Source organism: Streptomyces sp. RLA131 (assembly GCF_056270125.1).
The window spans coordinates 7,715,375-7,732,069 of the sequence record NZ_JBWDOQ010000002.1 but is presented as its reverse complement, the minus strand read 5'-3'; the positions used below and the strand labels follow the sequence as shown (position 1 = coordinate 7,732,069).

The 16,695-nt window shown below is 74.2% G+C and carries 20 protein-coding genes; 9 read left to right on the top strand and 11 right to left on the bottom strand.

Annotated elements, in window-relative coordinates; genetic code table 11:
- Nucleotides 1–3: 3 nt before the first annotated feature.
- Nucleotides 4–1,581, bottom strand: coding sequence for an MFS transporter (locus RWE79_RS35905; RefSeq protein ID WP_475944429.1), 1,578 nt, complete (start codon nucleotides 1,579–1,581; stop codon nucleotides 4–6).
- A 68-nt stretch (nucleotides 1,582–1,649) separates the two neighbouring features.
- Between RWE79_RS35905 and RWE79_RS35900 the strand changes: the two genes are divergently transcribed.
- Both RWE79_RS35900 and RWE79_RS35895 read left to right on the top strand, forming a co-directional pair.
- Nucleotides 1,650–2,141, top strand: coding sequence for a pyridoxamine 5'-phosphate oxidase family protein (locus RWE79_RS35900; RefSeq protein ID WP_475944427.1), 492 nt, complete (start codon nucleotides 1,650–1,652; stop codon nucleotides 2,139–2,141).
- Nucleotides 2,142–2,246: 105 nt separating this feature from the next.
- Nucleotides 2,247–2,663 carry a hypothetical protein gene (locus RWE79_RS35895; RefSeq protein ID WP_475944425.1) on the top strand — a complete coding sequence of 139 codons (417 nt, stop codon included), beginning with the start codon at nucleotides 2,247–2,249 and terminating at the stop codon, nucleotides 2,661–2,663.
- Here the strand turns inward: RWE79_RS35895 and RWE79_RS35890 are convergent.
- Entirely contained in the window at nucleotides 2,617–3,126 is a 510-nt protein-coding gene (locus tag RWE79_RS35890) for a metallophosphoesterase family protein (RefSeq protein WP_475944423.1), read from the bottom strand. The genes RWE79_RS35895 and RWE79_RS35890 overlap by 47 nt on opposite strands.
- 62 nt (nucleotides 3,127–3,188) lie before the next feature.
- Between RWE79_RS35890 and RWE79_RS35885 the strand changes: the two genes are divergently transcribed.
- Entirely contained in the window at nucleotides 3,189–4,223 is a 1,035-nt protein-coding gene (locus RWE79_RS35885; protein ID WP_475944421.1) for an MsnO8 family LLM class oxidoreductase, read from the top strand.
- A 50-nt stretch (nucleotides 4,224–4,273) separates the two neighbouring features.
- Here RWE79_RS35885 and RWE79_RS35880 read toward each other — a convergent pair whose 3' ends face one another.
- The 3 genes from RWE79_RS35880 to RWE79_RS35870 all read right to left on the bottom strand — a co-directional run bounded on the left by RWE79_RS35880 (nucleotide 4,274) and on the right by RWE79_RS35870 (nucleotide 5,701).
- A complete protein-coding gene (locus tag RWE79_RS35880; protein WP_475944419.1) occupies nucleotides 4,274–4,471 on the bottom strand; it encodes a hypothetical protein in 198 nt (65 codons plus the stop codon).
- A gap of 116 nt (nucleotides 4,472–4,587) precedes the next feature.
- A complete protein-coding gene (locus tag RWE79_RS35875) occupies nucleotides 4,588–4,830 on the bottom strand; it encodes a DUF397 domain-containing protein (protein ID WP_475944417.1) in 243 nt (80 codons plus the stop codon).
- Between the two features lie 7 nt (nucleotides 4,831–4,837).
- Nucleotides 4,838–5,701, bottom strand: a complete 864-nt coding sequence (locus tag RWE79_RS35870; RefSeq protein ID WP_475944415.1) for a helix-turn-helix domain-containing protein — start codon at nucleotides 5,699–5,701, stop codon at nucleotides 4,838–4,840.
- A 133-nt stretch (nucleotides 5,702–5,834) separates the two neighbouring features.
- Here RWE79_RS35870 and RWE79_RS35865 point away from each other — a divergent pair, with 133 nt between their 5' ends.
- A complete protein-coding gene (locus RWE79_RS35865) occupies nucleotides 5,835–6,248 on the top strand; it encodes an ATP-binding protein (RefSeq protein WP_475946313.1) in 414 nt (137 codons plus the stop codon).
- Between the two features lie 258 nt (nucleotides 6,249–6,506).
- Entirely contained in the window at nucleotides 6,507–6,677 is a 171-nt protein-coding gene (locus tag RWE79_RS35860; RefSeq protein WP_475944413.1) for a hypothetical protein, read from the top strand.
- A gap of 93 nt (nucleotides 6,678–6,770) precedes the next feature.
- Here the strand turns inward: RWE79_RS35860 and RWE79_RS35855 are convergent, their stop codons facing one another.
- Genes RWE79_RS35855 through RWE79_RS35845 form a run of 3 tightly spaced genes read right to left on the bottom strand, consistent with a single transcriptional unit; the run spans nucleotide 6,771 to nucleotide 8,078 of the window.
- Nucleotides 6,771–7,187, bottom strand: coding sequence for a (2Fe-2S) ferredoxin domain-containing protein (locus RWE79_RS35855; protein ID WP_475944411.1), 417 nt, complete (start codon nucleotides 7,185–7,187; stop codon nucleotides 6,771–6,773).
- Entirely contained in the window at nucleotides 7,184–7,582 is a 399-nt protein-coding gene (locus tag RWE79_RS35850) for a PPOX class F420-dependent oxidoreductase (protein WP_475944409.1), read from the bottom strand. Before RWE79_RS35850 ends, RWE79_RS35855 begins: the two co-directional genes overlap by 4 nt.
- A 4-nt stretch (nucleotides 7,583–7,586) precedes the next feature.
- The gene (locus RWE79_RS35845; protein ID WP_475944407.1) at nucleotides 7,587–8,078 is read right to left on the bottom strand and encodes a GNAT family N-acetyltransferase; all 492 of its coding nucleotides are present in this window, start codon (nucleotides 8,076–8,078) and stop codon (nucleotides 7,587–7,589) included.
- A gap of 94 nt (nucleotides 8,079–8,172) precedes the next feature.
- Here RWE79_RS35845 and RWE79_RS35840 point away from each other — a divergent pair, with 94 nt between their 5' ends.
- Together RWE79_RS35840 and RWE79_RS35835 are read left to right on the top strand one after the other, a co-directional pair.
- Nucleotides 8,173–8,970 (top strand): exodeoxyribonuclease III, encoded by a 798-nt coding sequence (locus tag RWE79_RS35840; protein WP_475944405.1) that lies wholly within the window; start codon nucleotides 8,173–8,175, stop codon nucleotides 8,968–8,970.
- A 144-nt stretch (nucleotides 8,971–9,114) separates the two neighbouring features.
- Nucleotides 9,115–9,477: an STAS domain-containing protein gene (locus tag RWE79_RS35835; RefSeq protein WP_475944403.1), complete on the top strand. Its 363-nt coding sequence runs from the start codon at nucleotides 9,115–9,117 to the stop codon at nucleotides 9,475–9,477.
- On the opposite strand, the gene RWE79_RS35830 is transcribed toward RWE79_RS35835, so the two are convergent.
- Nucleotides 9,388–10,356, bottom strand: coding sequence for a sigma-70 family RNA polymerase sigma factor (locus tag RWE79_RS35830; RefSeq protein WP_475944401.1), 969 nt, complete (start codon nucleotides 10,354–10,356; stop codon nucleotides 9,388–9,390). The genes RWE79_RS35835 and RWE79_RS35830 overlap by 90 nt on opposite strands.
- A gap of 169 nt (nucleotides 10,357–10,525) precedes the next feature.
- Between RWE79_RS35830 and RWE79_RS35825 the strand changes: the two genes are divergently transcribed.
- Both RWE79_RS35825 and RWE79_RS35820 read left to right on the top strand, forming a co-directional pair.
- Nucleotides 10,526–11,617: an MFS transporter gene (locus tag RWE79_RS35825; protein ID WP_475944399.1), complete on the top strand. Its 1,092-nt coding sequence runs from the start codon at nucleotides 10,526–10,528 to the stop codon at nucleotides 11,615–11,617.
- A gap of 104 nt (nucleotides 11,618–11,721) precedes the next feature.
- A complete protein-coding gene (locus RWE79_RS35820; protein ID WP_475944397.1) occupies nucleotides 11,722–13,200 on the top strand; it encodes a glutamate synthase subunit beta in 1,479 nt (492 codons plus the stop codon).
- Here RWE79_RS35820 and RWE79_RS35815 read toward each other — a convergent pair.
- Nucleotides 13,169–13,432: a hypothetical protein gene (locus RWE79_RS35815; protein WP_475944395.1), complete on the bottom strand. Its 264-nt coding sequence runs from the start codon at nucleotides 13,430–13,432 to the stop codon at nucleotides 13,169–13,171. The genes RWE79_RS35820 and RWE79_RS35815 overlap by 32 nt on opposite strands.
- 12 nt (nucleotides 13,433–13,444) lie before the next feature.
- The gene (locus RWE79_RS35810; RefSeq protein ID WP_475944393.1) at nucleotides 13,445–16,636 is read right to left on the bottom strand and encodes an SNF2-related protein; all 3,192 of its coding nucleotides are present in this window, start codon (nucleotides 16,634–16,636) and stop codon (nucleotides 13,445–13,447) included.
- Nucleotides 16,637–16,695: the final 59 nt, after the last annotated feature.

The following is a 16,695-nucleotide window of genomic DNA, read 5'->3' as shown; positions in this document are numbered from 1 at the left end:
CGGTCAGCGCTCCTCGCGGGACGAGCACTGCAACGGCGGGGCGCCGATCGCACAGTGGTGACGGCAGGGCGGCTCGGGCCTGCGCGCCGGCTGCCCCGGCTCCCCGGTGCCCCCGGTGCCCCCGGCGCTCTCGTCGCCTTCGGGGGGTGTCTCCAGCAGCGCGTCGGAGCTGATGGTGGCCCAGGCCAGGACGGCCCCGGCCACCAGCAGCCCGGCACAGAGCATCGTGGCCGCCCGGAAGCCCGCGCCGAAGGCCGAGGGGACCCGGTAGTCGTCGCCGGAGAGCCCGACCACCAGGGGCAGGGCGGCCACCGCGAGCAGTCCGGCCGCCCTGGCCACCGCGTTGTTGACACCCGAGGCCGCGCCCGCGTGCCGGTTGTCGGCGGAGGCCAGGACGGTGGCGGTGAGCGGGGCGACGGTGGTGGCCAGGCCCAGGCCGAAGACGCACACGGCCGGCAGCACATCGGCCGCGTACGAGGCCCCGGCGCCGATCCGGGTCATCAGCAGCAGCCCGACCGCACAGACCGCCGGCCCCACGGTCATCGGGATCCGGGGACCGATCCGGGCCGCCAACTGCCCGGACCGCTCGGACAGCAGCAGCATGATCACGGTGATCGGCAGCAGGGCCGTGCCGGATTCGAGCGCGGAGAAGCCCGCCTCGGTCTGCAGTTCCAGGACCAGGAAGAAGAAAACCCCGCCGAGCGCCGCGTAGACCGCGAAGGTGACCAGGTTGGCCGCGGTGAACTGCCGGGAGGCGAAGAGCCCCGGCGGCAGCATGGGGTGCTCGCTGCGCCGCTCGACGACGACGAACCCGGCCAGGCCGGCCACGCCCAGCACCGCCGGCACGGCCACCGCGGCCGGCGCCATACTCCCGGCCGCGCCGATCAGGGCGTACGTCACCCCGGCGAGCCCCAGGGCGCCCAGCACGGAGCCCTGCCAGTCGAAGCGGCCGGTCGCCGTCTCGTCACGGCTCTCCGGGACATGCCGGCCGGCGATGGCGACCACCGACGCGGCCAGCGGCAGGTTGATCAGAAAGACCCAGCGCCAGCTGGCCGCGTCCACCAGCCAGCCGCCCAGCAGCGGACCGAGCGCCCCGGCGATCCCGCCCAGCCCGGACCACACGCCGATCGCGCGCGCCCGGTCCTGGGCGGCGAACGAGGCCTGGATCAGCGCCAGCGACCCCGGGGTCAGCAGCGCCCCGCCCACCCCCTGCAGGGCGCGGGCGCCGATCAGCATCCCGATGTCAGGGGCCAGCCCGCACAGCAGCGAGGCCACGGCGAACCACACCGCCCCGACGACGAACACCTTGCGGCGGCCGTAACGGTCGCCGAGCGAGCCGCCGAGCAGGATCAGCGCGGCCAGCGACAGGGTGTAGGCGTTGACCGTCCACTGCAGTCCTGCCAGTGAGGCGCCCAGATCGCGGCCGATGGTGGGAAGGGCGACATTGACCACGGTGCCGTCCAGGAAGGTCATCCCGGACCCGAGCACGACGGCGGCCAGCACCCAGCGGCCACCCGCCTGCGACATGGTCAGGCCGGCGGGTCGGCCCGCCGTATGTGCCGCATTCGCCGCGTCCGACATACGGGCCTCCTCCGCTGGCAGGCTACGCCCACCCGGCGGCCCGTGCGGGCACGGCGCAGACTCGGCTCATGAGCGTACGCATCCCCATCGCGTGGGCGGAAGTACGCAACCGCCTGGAACTGGCCCGCAGCTACTGGATCTGCACGGCCTCGGCCGCCGGGGGCCCGCACGCCATGCCGGTGTGGGGGGTGTGGGTGAACGGCCGGCTGTGGTTCAGCACCGGCCCGGCGACCGTGAAGGCCCGCAATCTGGCGGCCGATCCACGGGTCGCGGTCCATCTGGAGAACGCCTCGGACCTGGTGGAACTGCGCGGTCGTGCCACGCAGGTCCCGCCGGACCGGGTGCCGGCGGCGGTGGACGCCACGTACACCGCGAAGTACGTGATGCCCCGCACCGGCCAGGGCGTACCGATCACCGTCCGTGACTCGCGGGTCTACGCCGTGACACCGGTGACCGGGCACAGCTGGTTCGAGGGGGCCTTCGTCGAGTCGATGACACGCTGGCGGTTCGGGGCGCCGGGCCGGGACCCGGTGGCCGAGGAGATCGGTTACGGGGGCTGACCGGGGGAAGGCGAGGGACGGCCGCCGCCGTGCGGCCGGTCTCCGGAAGTCCTATCGTCGGGACTGCTGGAGTCGCCTCAGTCATCCGTCCGAGGAGCCACGCTGATGAGCACGCCGCACCCCCACACCCATGTCGACGTCCTGCTGTCGGCCGACGACCGCAAGGACGCCGACGCCGTGTTCGACACCCTGGGACATGTCTTCCCCGATACCGCCACCGGGAGGAACGGCCCCACCCCGGTACGGGCGCCGCAGAACGCGGCCTCGGGCCATCCGACCGTGTGGTCGCTGGACGTGGACGCCCGCACCCACGGCGAAGGAGCCGGGCCGGTGCCGCTGCGCTCCGCCGTCACGGCCGATCTGTCCGGCGACCCGCACCATGTGCGCGAGGTCGAGCACGCCCTGGCCGACTCCTTCGGTGTCGAGGAGCGCAGTTCGGTCTCCGGCGACCAGGAGCTGGAGGTACGGCTCCGCCTCACCGCGCGGGACGCGGCGGCAGGCGGTGCAGCCGGACGCCGGTGAGCGTGCCCGCCTCGATGTCCGCCGTCATGTACGTGCAGTGCGGCTGACGCCTGCGGTCGGTCGGCGAGCCCGGGTTGAGCAGCCTCGGCCCGCCGGGGGCGGCGGAGTCCCACGGGATGTGGCTGTGCCCGAACACCAGCACGTCCAGGTCGGGGAAGCGCTCGGCGCAGCGCTCCTCCCGGCCCCGGGCCGGGCCCGTCTCGTGGACCACGCCGAGCCGCACTCCGTCCAGTTCGGCGCGGGCCACCTCGGGCAGCCGGGCACGCAGGCCGGGTCCGTCGTTGTTGCCGTACACCGCGATCAGCCGGGACGCCCGGGCCTGGAGCAGGTCGAGGGTGGCTTCGTCGACCCAGTCACCGGCGTGGACGACGACCTCGGCGTCGGCGAGCCGGTCGAGGAGCTCGCCGGGCAGCCGGCGGGCACGCGTCGGCAGATGGGTGTCCGAGATCAGCAGCAGGCGCACCCTGCCACGGTAGCCGCGGGGGCCGGGAATCCCACGGCGCGGCGGGCGTTGCAGCAGAGGTGATGTCGAAGGCGCCGCGGGTCAGGTTCTCGGTTCTGGATCGCTCCCGGGTCCGCCGGGGGCAGGATCCGGGGCAGGCGCTGCGGGACACTGTGGCGTTCGCGCGGGTGGTGGAGGAGCTGGGCTTCCACCGGTTCTGGGTCGCGGAGCACCACGGGGTGCCGGGAATCGCCGGGTCGGCGCCGACGGTGCTGGCGGCGGCCGTGGCGGCGGCGACCTCGCGGATCCGGGTGGGGACGGGCGGGGTGATGCTGCCCAATCACCGGCCGATGGTGGTGGCCGAGCAGTTCGGGGTGCTGGAGTCGCTGTTCCCGGGGCGGATCGACATGGGGCTGGGCCGCTCGGTGGGGTTCACCGACGGGGTGCGGCGGGCACTGGGGCGCGACAAGGACGCCATGGAGGACTTCGGGGCGTTGCTGACGGAGCTGCTCGGGTACTTCACCGGCGGCGGCGCGGCGCGGGCCTGTCCGGCCGACGGGCTGCGGGTGCCGCCCTTCGTCCTGGCCACCGGGGCGGGGGCGGTCACGGCCGCCGCGCACGGTCTGCCGCTGGTCATCGGGGCGGTGCGCGGCGAGCAGCGGATGCTGGAGGCCATCGGGCGCTACCGCGAGGATTTCCGGCCGTCCGCCTGGGCCGAGCGGCCGTATGTGGTGGTGTCGGCGGCGGTGGCGGTCGCGGCGACGGCCGAGCGGGCCCGCGAGCTGCTGGTGCCGGAGGCCTGGGCGCAGGCATGGTCGCGTACGCACGGGACGTTCCCGCCGCTGGTGCCGGCCGACGAGGTCGTGCCGGCGGCGATGAGCCCACGGGAGCGGGCGTTGTTCGACGAGGCGATGCTCGGCCATGTGCACGGCACGCCGGACGAGGTGGCGGAGCAGCTGGCGGGGCTGGTGGGGCGCAGCGGCGCCGACGAGGTGCTGGTGTCGGCGAGCACCTTCGACCGGGCGGCGATGGCCGGTTCGTACCGTCGGCTGGCGGCGCTCGCCGGACTGACGGGGCCGGCGCCGGACGGCCGACCGGCGGGTCGACCGGTCGGCTGACACCGGTCGGCTGACACCGGCGGGCGGGCCGGCGGGCCGGCGGGCCTCGGTCAGTCCACGTCGAGGGTGTCGGTGTACAGGTCGAACTCGACCATGCCGTCCGGGGTGGTGCGGACGCTCGGCGGGCGGGTTCTGGGGTAACGGGAGGCGATGATGTCGGCGACGCGGTGGGCGGTCGCGGCGTCAGCGGCGGCGATGCGGACATGAGCCACGCCGGGCTCGTGCAGCGGACCCTGGTGTGCGGCCATGGGGCTCCCCTCGTCGGTGCTGGTCGGCATCATCCCGTGATCCGGCTCGTCCGGTCATCCGGCTCGTCCGGCTCGTCCGGCTCGTCCGGCTCGTCCGACTCGTCCGGTCGGGCTCGTCACAGCAGGAAGTCGGCGTGGCCGGCCTTGGCGCCCTGGATGAAGCTGGTGATCTCGTGGTTGGTGTAGATCAGGGCCGGCCCGTCGGGGTCGGTGGACTGGCGCAGGGCGATCCGCCCGTCGGCCAGCTTCATGGCCTCCACGCAGGAGCCCCCGTTGCCACCGCTCCACGGCTTGTGCCATCCCTCGTTGCCGAGGTCACCGGCGCGCATGCCGTTGTATATGCGGTCGAGGTCGTTCATGTGGTCGTCAGATCTCCTTGCGAACGCCGTCGAGGACGGCTGCTGTGCTGTGTACCGGCGCGGCCTGCGCGCACATCCGGTCCAGGGCTTCGAGGAAGGCCGACACGTCGTCGCGGTCGTCCAGGTAGGCGGCGCCGACCAGGCTCTCGGTGAAGACGACGTCCGGGAGTTCCCCGACCTGGAAGCGGAAGATGTGGAACGGCCCGTACATCGCCGGGTGCGGTCCGGCGGAGAAGGGCATGACCTGCAGCCGGATGTTCGGCGCGGAGCAGGCCTCGACGAGGTGGTCGAGCTGGGCGCGCATGACGGCCGGGCCGCCGATGGGGCGGCGCAGCACGGTCTCGTCGATCACGGCCCACAGCACGGGGGCGTCGGGCCGGGCCAGGAGGGTCTGGCGCTCCAGGCGCAGCGCCACGGCGCGGTCGACGCCCTCGGCACCGAGGTGGGGGCTGCCGGCCCGCAGGACGGCCCGGGCGTACTCCTCGGTCTGGAGCAGCCCCGGGACGTAGTGCGGCTCGTAGGCGCGGATGACGTGGGCCTCGCCTTCGAGGCTGACGAAGGCGCTGAACCAGGCCGGGAGGACGTCGCGGTAGCGGTGCCACCAGCCGGGGCGGTTGCCCTGGCGGACGAGGACGAGGAAGTCCTCGATGTCGCCGCGAGCCACCTCGTACTGCTGGAGCAGCTTCTCGACGTACGGGATCTTGAGGCTGACCTCGGCCTTTTCCATCCGGCGTACGGTGGCGTGGGTGACGTCGAGGGAGCGGGCGGCCTCCTCGTAGCTCAGGCCGGCCTTCTCGCGCAGGTGCTGGAGGCGCTTGCCGAGGATCAGCCGCAGCACGGTCGGGGCCTTGCCCGACCGCGTCTCAGCCACGCCGCGCCTCTCGCATAAGAGCAGTCTGCCACGGGCTCCATGCACCGGACAGCCTGTAGCGGCAAATGTGCAATTTGCAGAATGCCCCTTGCCAGCTGTTCGTGGCGTGCCCATAGTGTGCGGTGTGACACGAATGGATCTGCCCACCGCGCTCGGACTGACCGGGGACGCCTTCCGGCTCCCCGCACTGGCCGAGTGCGTCGGCGCGGCCAGACGGCAGGTGCGCGCCATACTGCGCCACTGGGGGCTCGACGGACTGGGCGACGACGCCGGTCTGGTGGTCACCGAGCTGTTCACCAACGCCGTGCTGCACAGCGGCAGCGAGCACGTCACCTGCGCGTTGTGGGCCGGGGAGGGCCTGCTGCACCTGGAGGTCACCGACCAGGGCGGCGACCGCTCCGCCGGGCCCCGGGTCCGCGAGGCCGCGGACAGCGAGGAGAACGGGCGCGGGCTGGTCCTGGTGGACCAGGTGGCCCAGCAGTGGGGCGTGCGGCGGCTGGGCGAGGGCCCGGGCCGCACCGTATGGGCGGCTCTCGTCTGCGGCTGACCGGGGTGTCCGATCCGTAATCGGCTGGTGACTCAGGCGCGATGGGCTTAGGCTGGGTCAGGACGGAACGCCTCTCAGGGAAGCACCGACACCCTCGGCCCGTCCCGGGAAGCGCCAGCGACCATGGCCGCCCGCCCGGTAGTACCGTCCTCCGGCGCCACCGCGTCCGAACAGTTGATCCCCAAGCCCCACCGGGCCGTCAGGCGCCCCGGTAGCGGCCGCGCCGGGCGTCCGGTTCACCGATGCAAGGAGTACGCGGTGACACCCGAGAAGACCAAGCGGAACCAGCTCCCTCCCGATACCGAGGACCGCCCCGACCCAGCGCAGGATGTGCGCAATCTGGACGTCTGGGCCCGGTCCGCACCCATCCGCCTCGCCGGTTACGAGGACGACCCGTCCGAATCGCACATCCTGCGCAGCGTCGACTGACGGCCGGCTGATTCCGCGCCGCACCGATCTCGGGGGCCGTACGGGCCGACACAGCCCGTACGGCCCCTTGCTGTACCGGGCCAGTCGGGCCCGTCAGGCTCCCGTCGCGCCGCCGCCCGGCAGCCCCTCCCGGACGCGCCGCGAGGGGGTGAAGGCGTACAGGTCGAGCACACCGGGCGGGTCGGCGAGGCCGGGACCGCCGTCGCGCACCCAGGCGGTGATGTCCTCGATCGCGTCCGGATCGTTGACCAGGCCGAGCCAGACCGGGCGCCCGCCGGCCGCGCGGCCCTCGGCGGACGGCTGCACGACGACGACGTTGCCGTGCTCGCAGACGTCCAGGCACTCGGTGGCCCGGACCCGCGACACACCGGCCAGGGCCTCCTTGAGCCGGGCCAGCTGCCCCGCGTGGTCGACGGCCGGGATCTTCGGCGTACCGCAGCAGCAGCCACGGCAGACGCTCACCGTGCAGGCCGGGGCGGCGGGCCCCCTGCGGGGTATCCGACGGCTCATGTGAGGGTGATCCGCACCGCGACCGTGCCCTCGGCGCCACGCCGCAGCCGGCTGCCGAGCAGGGTGATCCTGCCGAGCAGCCCGTACTTGCGGCCCAGCAGCGCGCGGTAGTGCGCGGTCTGTTCGGCGCCGAGGATCTCGGCACGGGCCGGATACCTCTCCCCCGACGGGTTGCCGCGCACGTCGCAGGCGCTGACCAGGACGTCGGCGCGGTTGCGGATCCGCTTGACCTTTCCGGAGCCGGCCACCGTCCAGACCCCCAGGGCGTCGCCGTCGCGGACCACCCACACCGGGGTCGGCACCTCCCGCCCGTCCCGCCGGAAGCTGATGACCAGCAGGTACTTGCCCGATCCGAGCCGCGTCAGGGCCTCGTCGGCCGCCTTGTCGTCTGTCATGACGTCAGGCTACGGGGCGGGCTACGGGCAGGTCCTTGCCCAGGCAGACGCTGTCGGCGTGATGGCGGTAGTAGCCGAACTTCTCTATCGGCACATAGCCGCACGAGGTGTAGAGGGCGATCGCCTCGGGCTGCAGGGTGCCCGTCTCCAGGACCATGCGGGTGCGGCCGGCCCCGGCCGCGTCCTCCTCCAGCCCGGCGAGGATCCGGCGGGCCAGTCCGCGTCCGCGGGCCTGCGGCACCACGTACATCCGCTTCAGCTCGGCGTCGCCGTCCTGGAAGCCCTCCGGGGAGGTGTCCTGGGCACGCCAGCCGCCGGTGGCCACGGGGGCGTCGTCGAGGTAGGCGACGAGGAAGACCCCGCGCGGGCGGGCGAAGTGGGCCGGGTCCATCTGCGTCAGGTCGGGGTCGCCGTAGCGCTCGACATACTCCTGCTGCACCTGCTCGGTCAGCTTCAGCGCGTCCGGATGGTCGTAGGGCGTCGTTCGGATCTCCACCCGCACATCGTACGGAAGCCCGGGGTATGCCCAGCTCGGGGCCCGTCACGGGGCCTGTCACGGGGTGCTTGGCGGGCCGGGTATCGTCCCCGGCATGCTCACCGTGACGACCGTGAACGTGAACGGGCTGCGCGCCGCCGCCCGCAAGGGCTTCGTGCCCTGGCTGGAGGCCACCGCGGCCGATGTGGTGTGCCTGCAGGAGGTGCGCGCCGAGCCGGACCAGCTCCCGGCCGAGGTACGCGCGCCCGAGGGCTGGCACGTGGTGCACGCCCCGGCTGCCGCCAAGGGGCGGGCGGGGGTCTCGGTGTACTCCCGCCGGGAGTTCGAGCGGGTCCGGATCGGCTTCGGGTCGGACGAGTTCGACGGCTCGGGGCGCTATGTGGAGGTCGACCTGCCCGGCGTGACGGTGGCCAGCCTCTATCTGCCCTCGGGCGAGGTGGGCACCGAGCGGCAGGAGGAGAAGCTCCGCTTCATGAAGGAGTTCCAGGCGTATCTGACGGACCTGCGCGACCGGGCAGCCACCGGCAGCCGCGAGGTGGTGGTGGGCGGCGACTGGAACATCGCCCACCGCGAGGCGGACCTGCGCAACTGGAAGTCCAACACGAAGAAGGCCGGCTTCCTCCCCGAGGAGCGGGCGTGGCTGTCGAGCGTCTACGAGGACTGCGGATACGTCGACGTGGTGCGCCGGCTGCACCCGGACGTCGCCGGACCGTACTCGTGGTGGTCCTACCGGGGCCGGGCCTTCGACAACGACGCGGGCTGGCGGATCGACCTGCTGGTCGCGACCGAGGGGCTGGCCCGGCGGGCGGCCACGGCGGTGGTGGAGCGGGCGGCCAGCCACCCGGAGCGCTGGTCGGACCACGCACCCGTCACCGTCACCTTCGACATCTAGCGCGTTGGCCGGGTCCGTTGACCGGGTCCGTTGACCGGGTCCGTTGACCGGGTCCGTTGACCGGGTCCGTTGACCGGGTCCGTCCGGTGGCCGGTTCCGCGCCGCGGCGCGATGAGTTCCGGCGCTCCGGAGCGTCTTCCCTGTGTGGACACCCCGGTGCTGACCCTCGGCCGCTGCCTGCTGCCCGCCGACGCGGCTCGGCTCGACGCGCGACTGCGCGAGCTGCCGCAGCCGGGCCCCGGCGCCGTGGTGGTCTGTGATGTGTCGGCCCTGGAGGACCCCCGGCTCGGCACCGTGGAGGCGCTGGCCCGGCTTCGGCTGACCGCGCGGCGGCTGGGCTACCGGCTGCGGCTGCGCGGAGCCGGCGAGGCGCTGCGCGAGCTGCTGGCCCTGACGGGCTTCGAGGTGGTCCTTCCGCTATGCGTCGAGCCGCTCGGGGAGACCGAAGAGCGGGAAGAGACGGTCGGTGTCCAGGAAGGAGTTGAGCCCGGTGATCCGGCCCTGTGACACATCGATGACCTGGATCGCCCAGGGCACACCGCCGGCCCGGTACTGCGCGAACGCCGGGGCGCCGTTGGCCCGGACGGGGACCAGCCGCGAGCCGCAGCAGCCGCAGCCGGTGCCCAGGAACCAGGCACGTATCTCGGAGACGCCGCGCAGCCACAGCTCGTAGGGCGGCATGGACAAGGTGGCGTCCTCGTGCAGGAGCGAGGTGAGCGCGTCGAGGTCGTACCGCTCGAAGGCGTCGACATAGCGGGCGAGCAGCGAGCGCTGCGCCTCGTCCAGGGGGCGGGCGGGATCGGTGGCGGGGACCGGGCCGCCCTCGGCGAGCGTGGCGCGGGCCCGCTGGAGGGCGCTGTTGACGGAGGCGACGGAGGTGTCCAGCAGCTCGGCGACCTCGCCCGCCCTCCAGGCGAGCACCTCGCGCAGGATCAGCACCGCCCGCTGTCGCGGCGCCAGGCGCTGCAACGCGGCGACGAACGCGAGCCGGACGGACTCCCGGGTGACCGCCTGTTCGGCCGGGTCGCCTCCCTCGGCCAGGACCCGGCCGTCGGGCACCGGGCCGATCCAGGTGGCCTCGGGCAGCCCCGCGTCGATGGGCGACGTGGCGGCGGAGGGGGAGTTGAGATCCATCGGACGGGCCCGGCGCTGGCCGCTCTTGACCATGTCCAGGCAGACGTTGGTCGCGATCCGGTACAGCCACGAGCGCAGGCTCGCCCGGCCCTCGAACCGGTCGTGGCCGCGCCAGGCCCTGACCAGCGTCTCCTGCACCGCGTCCTCGGCCTCGAAGGCCGATCCCAGCATCCGGTAGCAGTAGGCGGTCAGCTCTCTCCGGTGCCGCTCCAGCCGGAACTCCAGCCCGCTCTCCGCCGTGAGCTCACTCATCGGGAACCGTCCTCGCGCCGACTACGACCACCGTCACCGACGCTACCGGAGGGCACTGACAACGGCCCCGCTGCCGCCGTAGGCTGCCGGTATGACATGGCGACATTGATCTTCACCGCGGTCGCGGCTGGCGCGCCGGATCCACGCGTACGCCTTCCTCGACGACTTCGTGCTGCTGTACCCGGTCTACGCGGTGCTGTTCGCCGGGACCGGGCTGTCGGCCGCCGCGATCTCCTCCCTCTTCGCCATCTGGTCGGTCACCGGCTTCGCCCTGGAGGTGCCGTCCGGGGTGTGGGCGGACGTCTGCTCCCGTCGGCTGCTGCTGGCGCTGGCCCCTCTGCTGTCGGCCGCCGGGTTCGCGCTGTGGACGTTCCTGCCCTGTTATCCGTCCTTCGCCGCCGGATTCGTGCTCTGGGGCGCGGGCAGCGCGCTGCGTTCCGGCACCCTGCAGGCCCTGGTGTACGAGGAGCTGTCGCGGACCGGCGACCAGGAGCGGTACGCCCGGCTGATCGGACGCGCGCAGGCGGTGGGCGCGACGGCCGTGCTGGCGGCGGACGCACTGGCCGGACCGGTGCTGGCCGCGGGCGGTTACCGGGCGCTGGGGGCCGCCAGCGTCGCGGCGGCGCTGCTCGGGGTGCCGGTGGCGATGTCGCTGCCCGAGTCGCGCGACCGCGAGGACCGGCGGCGCCGGCGCGCCGACCGGGCGTACACGGCGGTGCTGCGGGAGGGGCTCGCCGAGCTACGGGGCAGACCGGCGGTGTGGCGGTGTGCGCTGCTGGTGGCCGCCCTGTCGGGCTTCGACGCCCTGGACGAGTACGTTCCGCTGCTGGCCGGGGCCACCGGGGCCGGGGCGGCGGCGGTGCCGCTGCTGGTGCTGCTGGTCACGGCCGGCGTCACGGTGGGCGGTTTCCTGGCCGGGCGCGGGCAGGGCCGGGCGGGGCCGGTACTGGCGCTCGCGGCAGGCACGCTGGCGGCGGGTGCGCTCAGCGGACGCCCGGCCGGCATGGTGGCGGTGGCGGTCGCCTTCGGGATCTTCCAGTGGGCGATCGCGGCGGCCGACGCCCGCCTCCAGGAGCGGATACCGGACAGCTCACGGGCGACGGTCACCTCGATGGCCGGATTCGGTACGGAAGTGGTGGCGGTCCTGATCTTCGCCGGTTACGCGGCGGGGTCGCGGTGGGCCGACCCCGGTCCGCTGTTCGCGCTGGCCGCGGTCCCGTACGCGGTGGTTGCCGCGGCACTGTGGCGGTCGCGGCGGTAGGGGGCCGTGGCGGACGCGCTGCGGGCTGACGTCGAAAATCGGCCAGAGCGGACGTATCGTAACGAGAGAGCGTTCGATCGGCTCCCGCGCTGCTGGAGGCCTCCGTGGCCGACCCGAAGGGCTTTCTCACCACCCCCCGCCGCCCCTGGCCCAGGCGGCCGGTCAGGGAACGGGTGAGGGACTGGCACGAGGTCCACCAGGGGCAGGCACTGCTGCCGATCATCAACGCCCAGGCGGATCGCTGCATGGACTGCGGCATCCCGTTCTGCCACGACGCCTGCCCGCTGGGCAATCTCATCCCGGAGTGGAACGACCTGGTGGCCAGGGACGACTGGGAGGCGGCCAGCCACCGGCTGCACGCCACCAACAACTTCCCGGAGTTCACCGGCCGGCTGTGTCCGGCCCCCTGCGAGTCGGGGTGCGTGCTGGCGATCAACGCGGACCCGGTGACGATCAAGAACGTCGAGGTGGCCATCGCCGACGACGCCTGGCGCCACGGTTACGTCCCGCCGTGCCCCCCGGAGCGCATGACGGGGCGGACGGTGGCGGTGATCGGCTCGGGACCGGCGGGGCTGGCCTGCGCCCAGCAGCTCACCCGGGCCGGGCACACGGTGACGGTGTACGAGCGGGCGGACCGGGCGGGCGGGCTGCTGCGGTACGGGATACCGGAGTTCAAGATGGAGAAACGCCATCTGGACCGCCGGCTCGGCCAGATGCGCGCGGAGGGCACCACCTTCCGTACCGGGACCGAGATCGGCGCCGGTACGGACGCGGGCGGACTGCGGCTGCGGCACGACGCGGTGGTGGTCGCGATCGGCGCCCATTCATGGCGGGAACTCGCCGTCCCCGGACGGCAGCTGACGGGCATTCACCAGGCGATGGAGTATCTGACGCTGGCCAACCGGGTCTGCGACGGGGACATCGCGTCCTCCCCGCTCACCGCCGCCGGCCGGGACGTGGTGATCGTGGGCGGCGGCGACACCGGCGCCGACTGCCTGGGGACCGTACTGCGGGAGGGCGCGGCCTCCGTCGCCCAGCTGGACATCAATCCCCGGCCCGGCGAGCAGCGGGCCGAGCACGAGCCCTGGCCGATGTACCCCAGGGTCTTCCGCGTCTCCCCCGCCCACGAGGAGGCCAGGGAGTTGCACCGGGCGGCCGGGGACGTCCGGATGTTCTCGGCGTCCACCCTGCGCTTCGAGGGGGACGGCGAGGGGCGGGTCGCGTCGCTGCGGCTGGCCGAGGTGGAGCCACTGGGGCGCACCCCGCGCCCGGGGACCGAGCGGGTACTCCCGGCCCAACTGGTGCTTCTGGCCCTGGGGTTCGACGGTGTGGAGCGCAGCGGCGGGCTGATCGACGGGCTGGGGCTGCGGCTGAGCGCGCGGGGCACCATCGCCCGGGACACGGAGTTCGCCGCCGGGACCGAGGGGGTGTTCGTGGCCGGTGACGCGGGCCGGGGCCAGTCCCTGGTGGTCTGGGCGATAGCGGAGGGCCGGTCGGCGGCGGCTGCCGTGGACCGCTATCTCGTGGGCGCGACCGAACTGCCCTGCCCGATCAGTCCGGGGGCCCGTCCGCTCGTCGTGTGAAGGCGTCGTACGCCGGGCGCAGCAGCGTGACCAGGTCGCGGCCCCGGACGGCGATACCGGAGGGTCCGAGACGCGGCGGCACGGGCGCGGCGGCGTCCGGGGCGTCCGGGTCCGGGGCGTCCGGGTCCGGGGCGTCGGCGGGGAGGTCGTCGGCGCCGGACCAGAAGTCCTCAAGGCAGTCCGCGAGCGGGCGCAGATGCCGCTCCCCGGCGCGGTGCGCGGCAGGTCGCACAGTGGGTCCCCTCTACTCTTCCCCGTCGGCGACGGTGACGGCTTCGGCGGAGAGCGCGACCAGGTCCCGCAGCTCCTCGGTGGACAGTTCGGTCAGCCACTGCTCGCCCGCGCCGACGACCGCGCCGGCGAGGCTGCGCTTGGCCTGGATCATGGCGTCGATGCGCTCCTCGACGGTGCCCGCGCAGACGAACTTGCGGACCTGTACGTTGCGGCGCTGACCGATCCGGAAGGCCCGGTCGGTGGCCTGGTCCTCGACGGCCGGGTTCCACCAGCGGTCGAGGTGGACGACCTGGGCGGCGGCGGTGAGGTTGAGCCCGGTGCCGCCGGCCTTGAGCGACAGCAGGAAGACCGGCGGGCCGTCCGGGGTCTGGAAGCGGGCGGTCATCTCGTCGCGGGCCCGCCGGGAGACGCCGCCGTGCAGAAACAGCACCTCGCGGCCGAGCCGCCCCGCCAGGTGGCCGTGGAGCAGCCGGCCGAACTCGGCGAACTGCGTGAAGCACAGCACCTTGTCGCCCTCGGCGAGGGCCTCGGTCAGGATCTCCTCCAGCCGTTCCACCTTGCCCGAGCGGCCGGTGAGGCGTGCCGACGGGCCCTCGTACGGCTCGCGGAGGAACTGCGCGGGGTGGTTGCAGATCTGCTTGAGCCGGGTGAGCGCGGACAGCACGATGCCCTTGCGCTCGATGCCGCGGCTCTCGGCGATCCGGGCGAGCATGTCGGCGACGGCGGCCCGGTACAGCCCGGCCTGCTCGGCGGTGAGGCCGCAGTCGACGGTCATCTCGGTCTTGGCGGGCAGGTCGCGGGCGACGGCCGGGTCGTTCTTGTGCCGGCGCAGGATGAACGGGCGGGTACGGCGCCGGAGTTCGGCCGCGGTGTCGGCGTGGCCGTCGCGCTCGATCGGGATCGACCAGCGCTCCTTGAAACGGGCGGCGGAGCCGAACAGGCCCGGGTTGGCGAAGTCCAGGACGGCGTGGAGTTCGGCGAGCCGGTTCTCCACCGGGGTGCCGGTGAGGGCGATCCGGTGGGCGGCGGGCAGGGTGCGCACGGCCACCGCCTGCCGGGTGGCGGAGTTCTTGATGTGCTGGGCCTCGTCGGCGATGACCCGCCGCCACTGGACGGCCCGCAGACCGTCGGCGTCCCGCTCGGCGATTCCGTAGGTGGTGACGACCAGGTCCGCCGCCCGGGCGGCGGACCGCAGCGCCTCGCCGGACAGCCGCCCCGGCCCGTGGTGGACGTGGACCCGCAGCTCCGGGGCGAACCTGGCCGCCTCGCGCCGCCAGTTGCCGACCAGGGACATGGGGCAGACCAGCAGGTTGGGGGTGGTGGCGCCGGCCGCCTGCTCGACCGCCAGCAGGGCGAGGGTCTGCACGGTCTTGCCGAGCCCCATGTCGTCGGCGAGGACGGCACCCAGGCCGAGCCCGGACATGAAGTCCAGCCAGGCCAGGCCGCGTTCCTGGTACGGGCGCAGGACGGCGCGGAACCCGGCGGGCAGCACCACCGGCTCGGCCCGGCCACCGGCCCCAACTGCCGTACCGGAAGCACCGGATGGACCGGCTGTACCCGATGGACCCGATGGACCCGATGGACCCGAGGTGCCTGCCGCGCCGGAGAGCAGCTCGCCGAGCCGCCCGTTTGCGCTGACCCCGGTCACGGGCAGACCGCCGGCCGTCGCCTGCGGGTCGAGCGCGACGCGCAGCACCTCACCGGCGCCCATGGTGCCGCTCCCCCGCCGTTCCAGGAAGGCCAGGGCGGCCGCGATCCGGGCCGGGTCGGCCTCGGTCCACTGGCCGCGCAGCCGAACCAGCGGCTGCTTGGCGGCGGCCAGTTCGGTGAGCTCGGCCTCGGTGAGCGGCTGGTCGCCGATGGCGGCCCGCCAGCGGAAGTCGACGATCCGGTCCCGGTCGATCAGGCTGCGGTCGTGTACGAATCCGGGCTGGGCGGTGCGCACCGTCAGGGTGAGGCCCAGGCCGGACCGGCGCTGCCACCAGCTCGGCAGCAGCACCCCGTGGCCGGCCGCCGTCAGCGCCGGTGCCGCGTCGCGCAGAAAGGCCAGTGCCCCGTCCCGGTCCAGGCTCTGGGCGGCCGGGCGGTGGGAGCGCAGGGCCGTACGCAGCGGGGGCCAGATCCGCGCGGCCCGCGCGAGGCCGTCCAGCAGGGCGTCGCCGGGGCGCGGGGCCTTGCGTTCCAGGGCGTCGAGGGCGGGGCCGGGCTGCCAGACGGCGTCGGCGGCGACGGTCAGCGAGGGCTCGTCGGCGGCCTGGAGCAGGAACTCCAGCCGCCAGTCGTCGAGTTCGGCGCCGAGGGGTTCGCGGAGCCGGAAGCAGACACGCAGCGGCTCGTCCGCCGGGGGCTCGGAGCGGTACCAGGCGTCGAGCCGTTCGCCCAGGGCGGCCAGCGCGGCGGGCTCGGCCCCCTCGACGCGGCCGTGGTCGGTGGTGAGCGCCCGCAGCCACGGCTCGGCGGCGCCGCCCTCAGGGCCGCGGGCGCGGCCGGGGCGCAGCAGCGGCGGGCCGTCCTCCAGCACCGCGCGGGCCTCGCAGTCGGCCAGGACGTCCAGGAGGTCGGCGACCAGTTCGGCCGCCGTCCGCCCGTCCGGGTGGCCGTCGGAACGCTCGGCCCGGGAGACCGGCGGGGTGGCCGCGGTCAGCTCCCGCGTCCGCCGCCATCCGTCGGCGTCGGGCACCGGGCGCCAGCGGGCGTACGGCCGGCCGGCCTCGGTGGTCAGGGCGGGCCGCACCTGGCCGCGTCCGACCAGCCGCCAGGCCAGGTCGTGGACGGCGGTCAGCCAGCGCAGCGAGGCCCCGTACGGGACGTCGACCGGGCCCTCCTCGGGCAGCTGGGTGGGCAGGAACGGCTTGCCGGGGGCGTAGAGCTCGCCCAGGAGCTGCGCCGCCTCGCCGGGTGCGAGGAGGAGGGTGGGCAGGTGCCAGGGGGCGAGGGTGACGGGAGCGCGCGGCCCCAGGACCGGGCGGCCGAGCTCGGGGGAGGGCAGGGGCACGCCGTTCTGCGTGGGCAGGAGCAGGGTCGTCGCACCCTCGGTGGCCTTGGACATCAGCCATTCCAGGCCGGGGCCGGTCCCGGCGAGCAGCCGGGCCACCGTCTCCGGCGGGCACGCGTGCCGGCCGGACGGCAGCGGGGCGTCGGAGTCCTCCGCCCACAGGGCGAGCCGCCGGTCCGCTCTCCACACGGCGTGCAGGGCGAACATGAGGGCCTTCCCGCTCTTCGGACGCTCTTCGGACGGTTTCCGGACAGCCTTCCGGACAG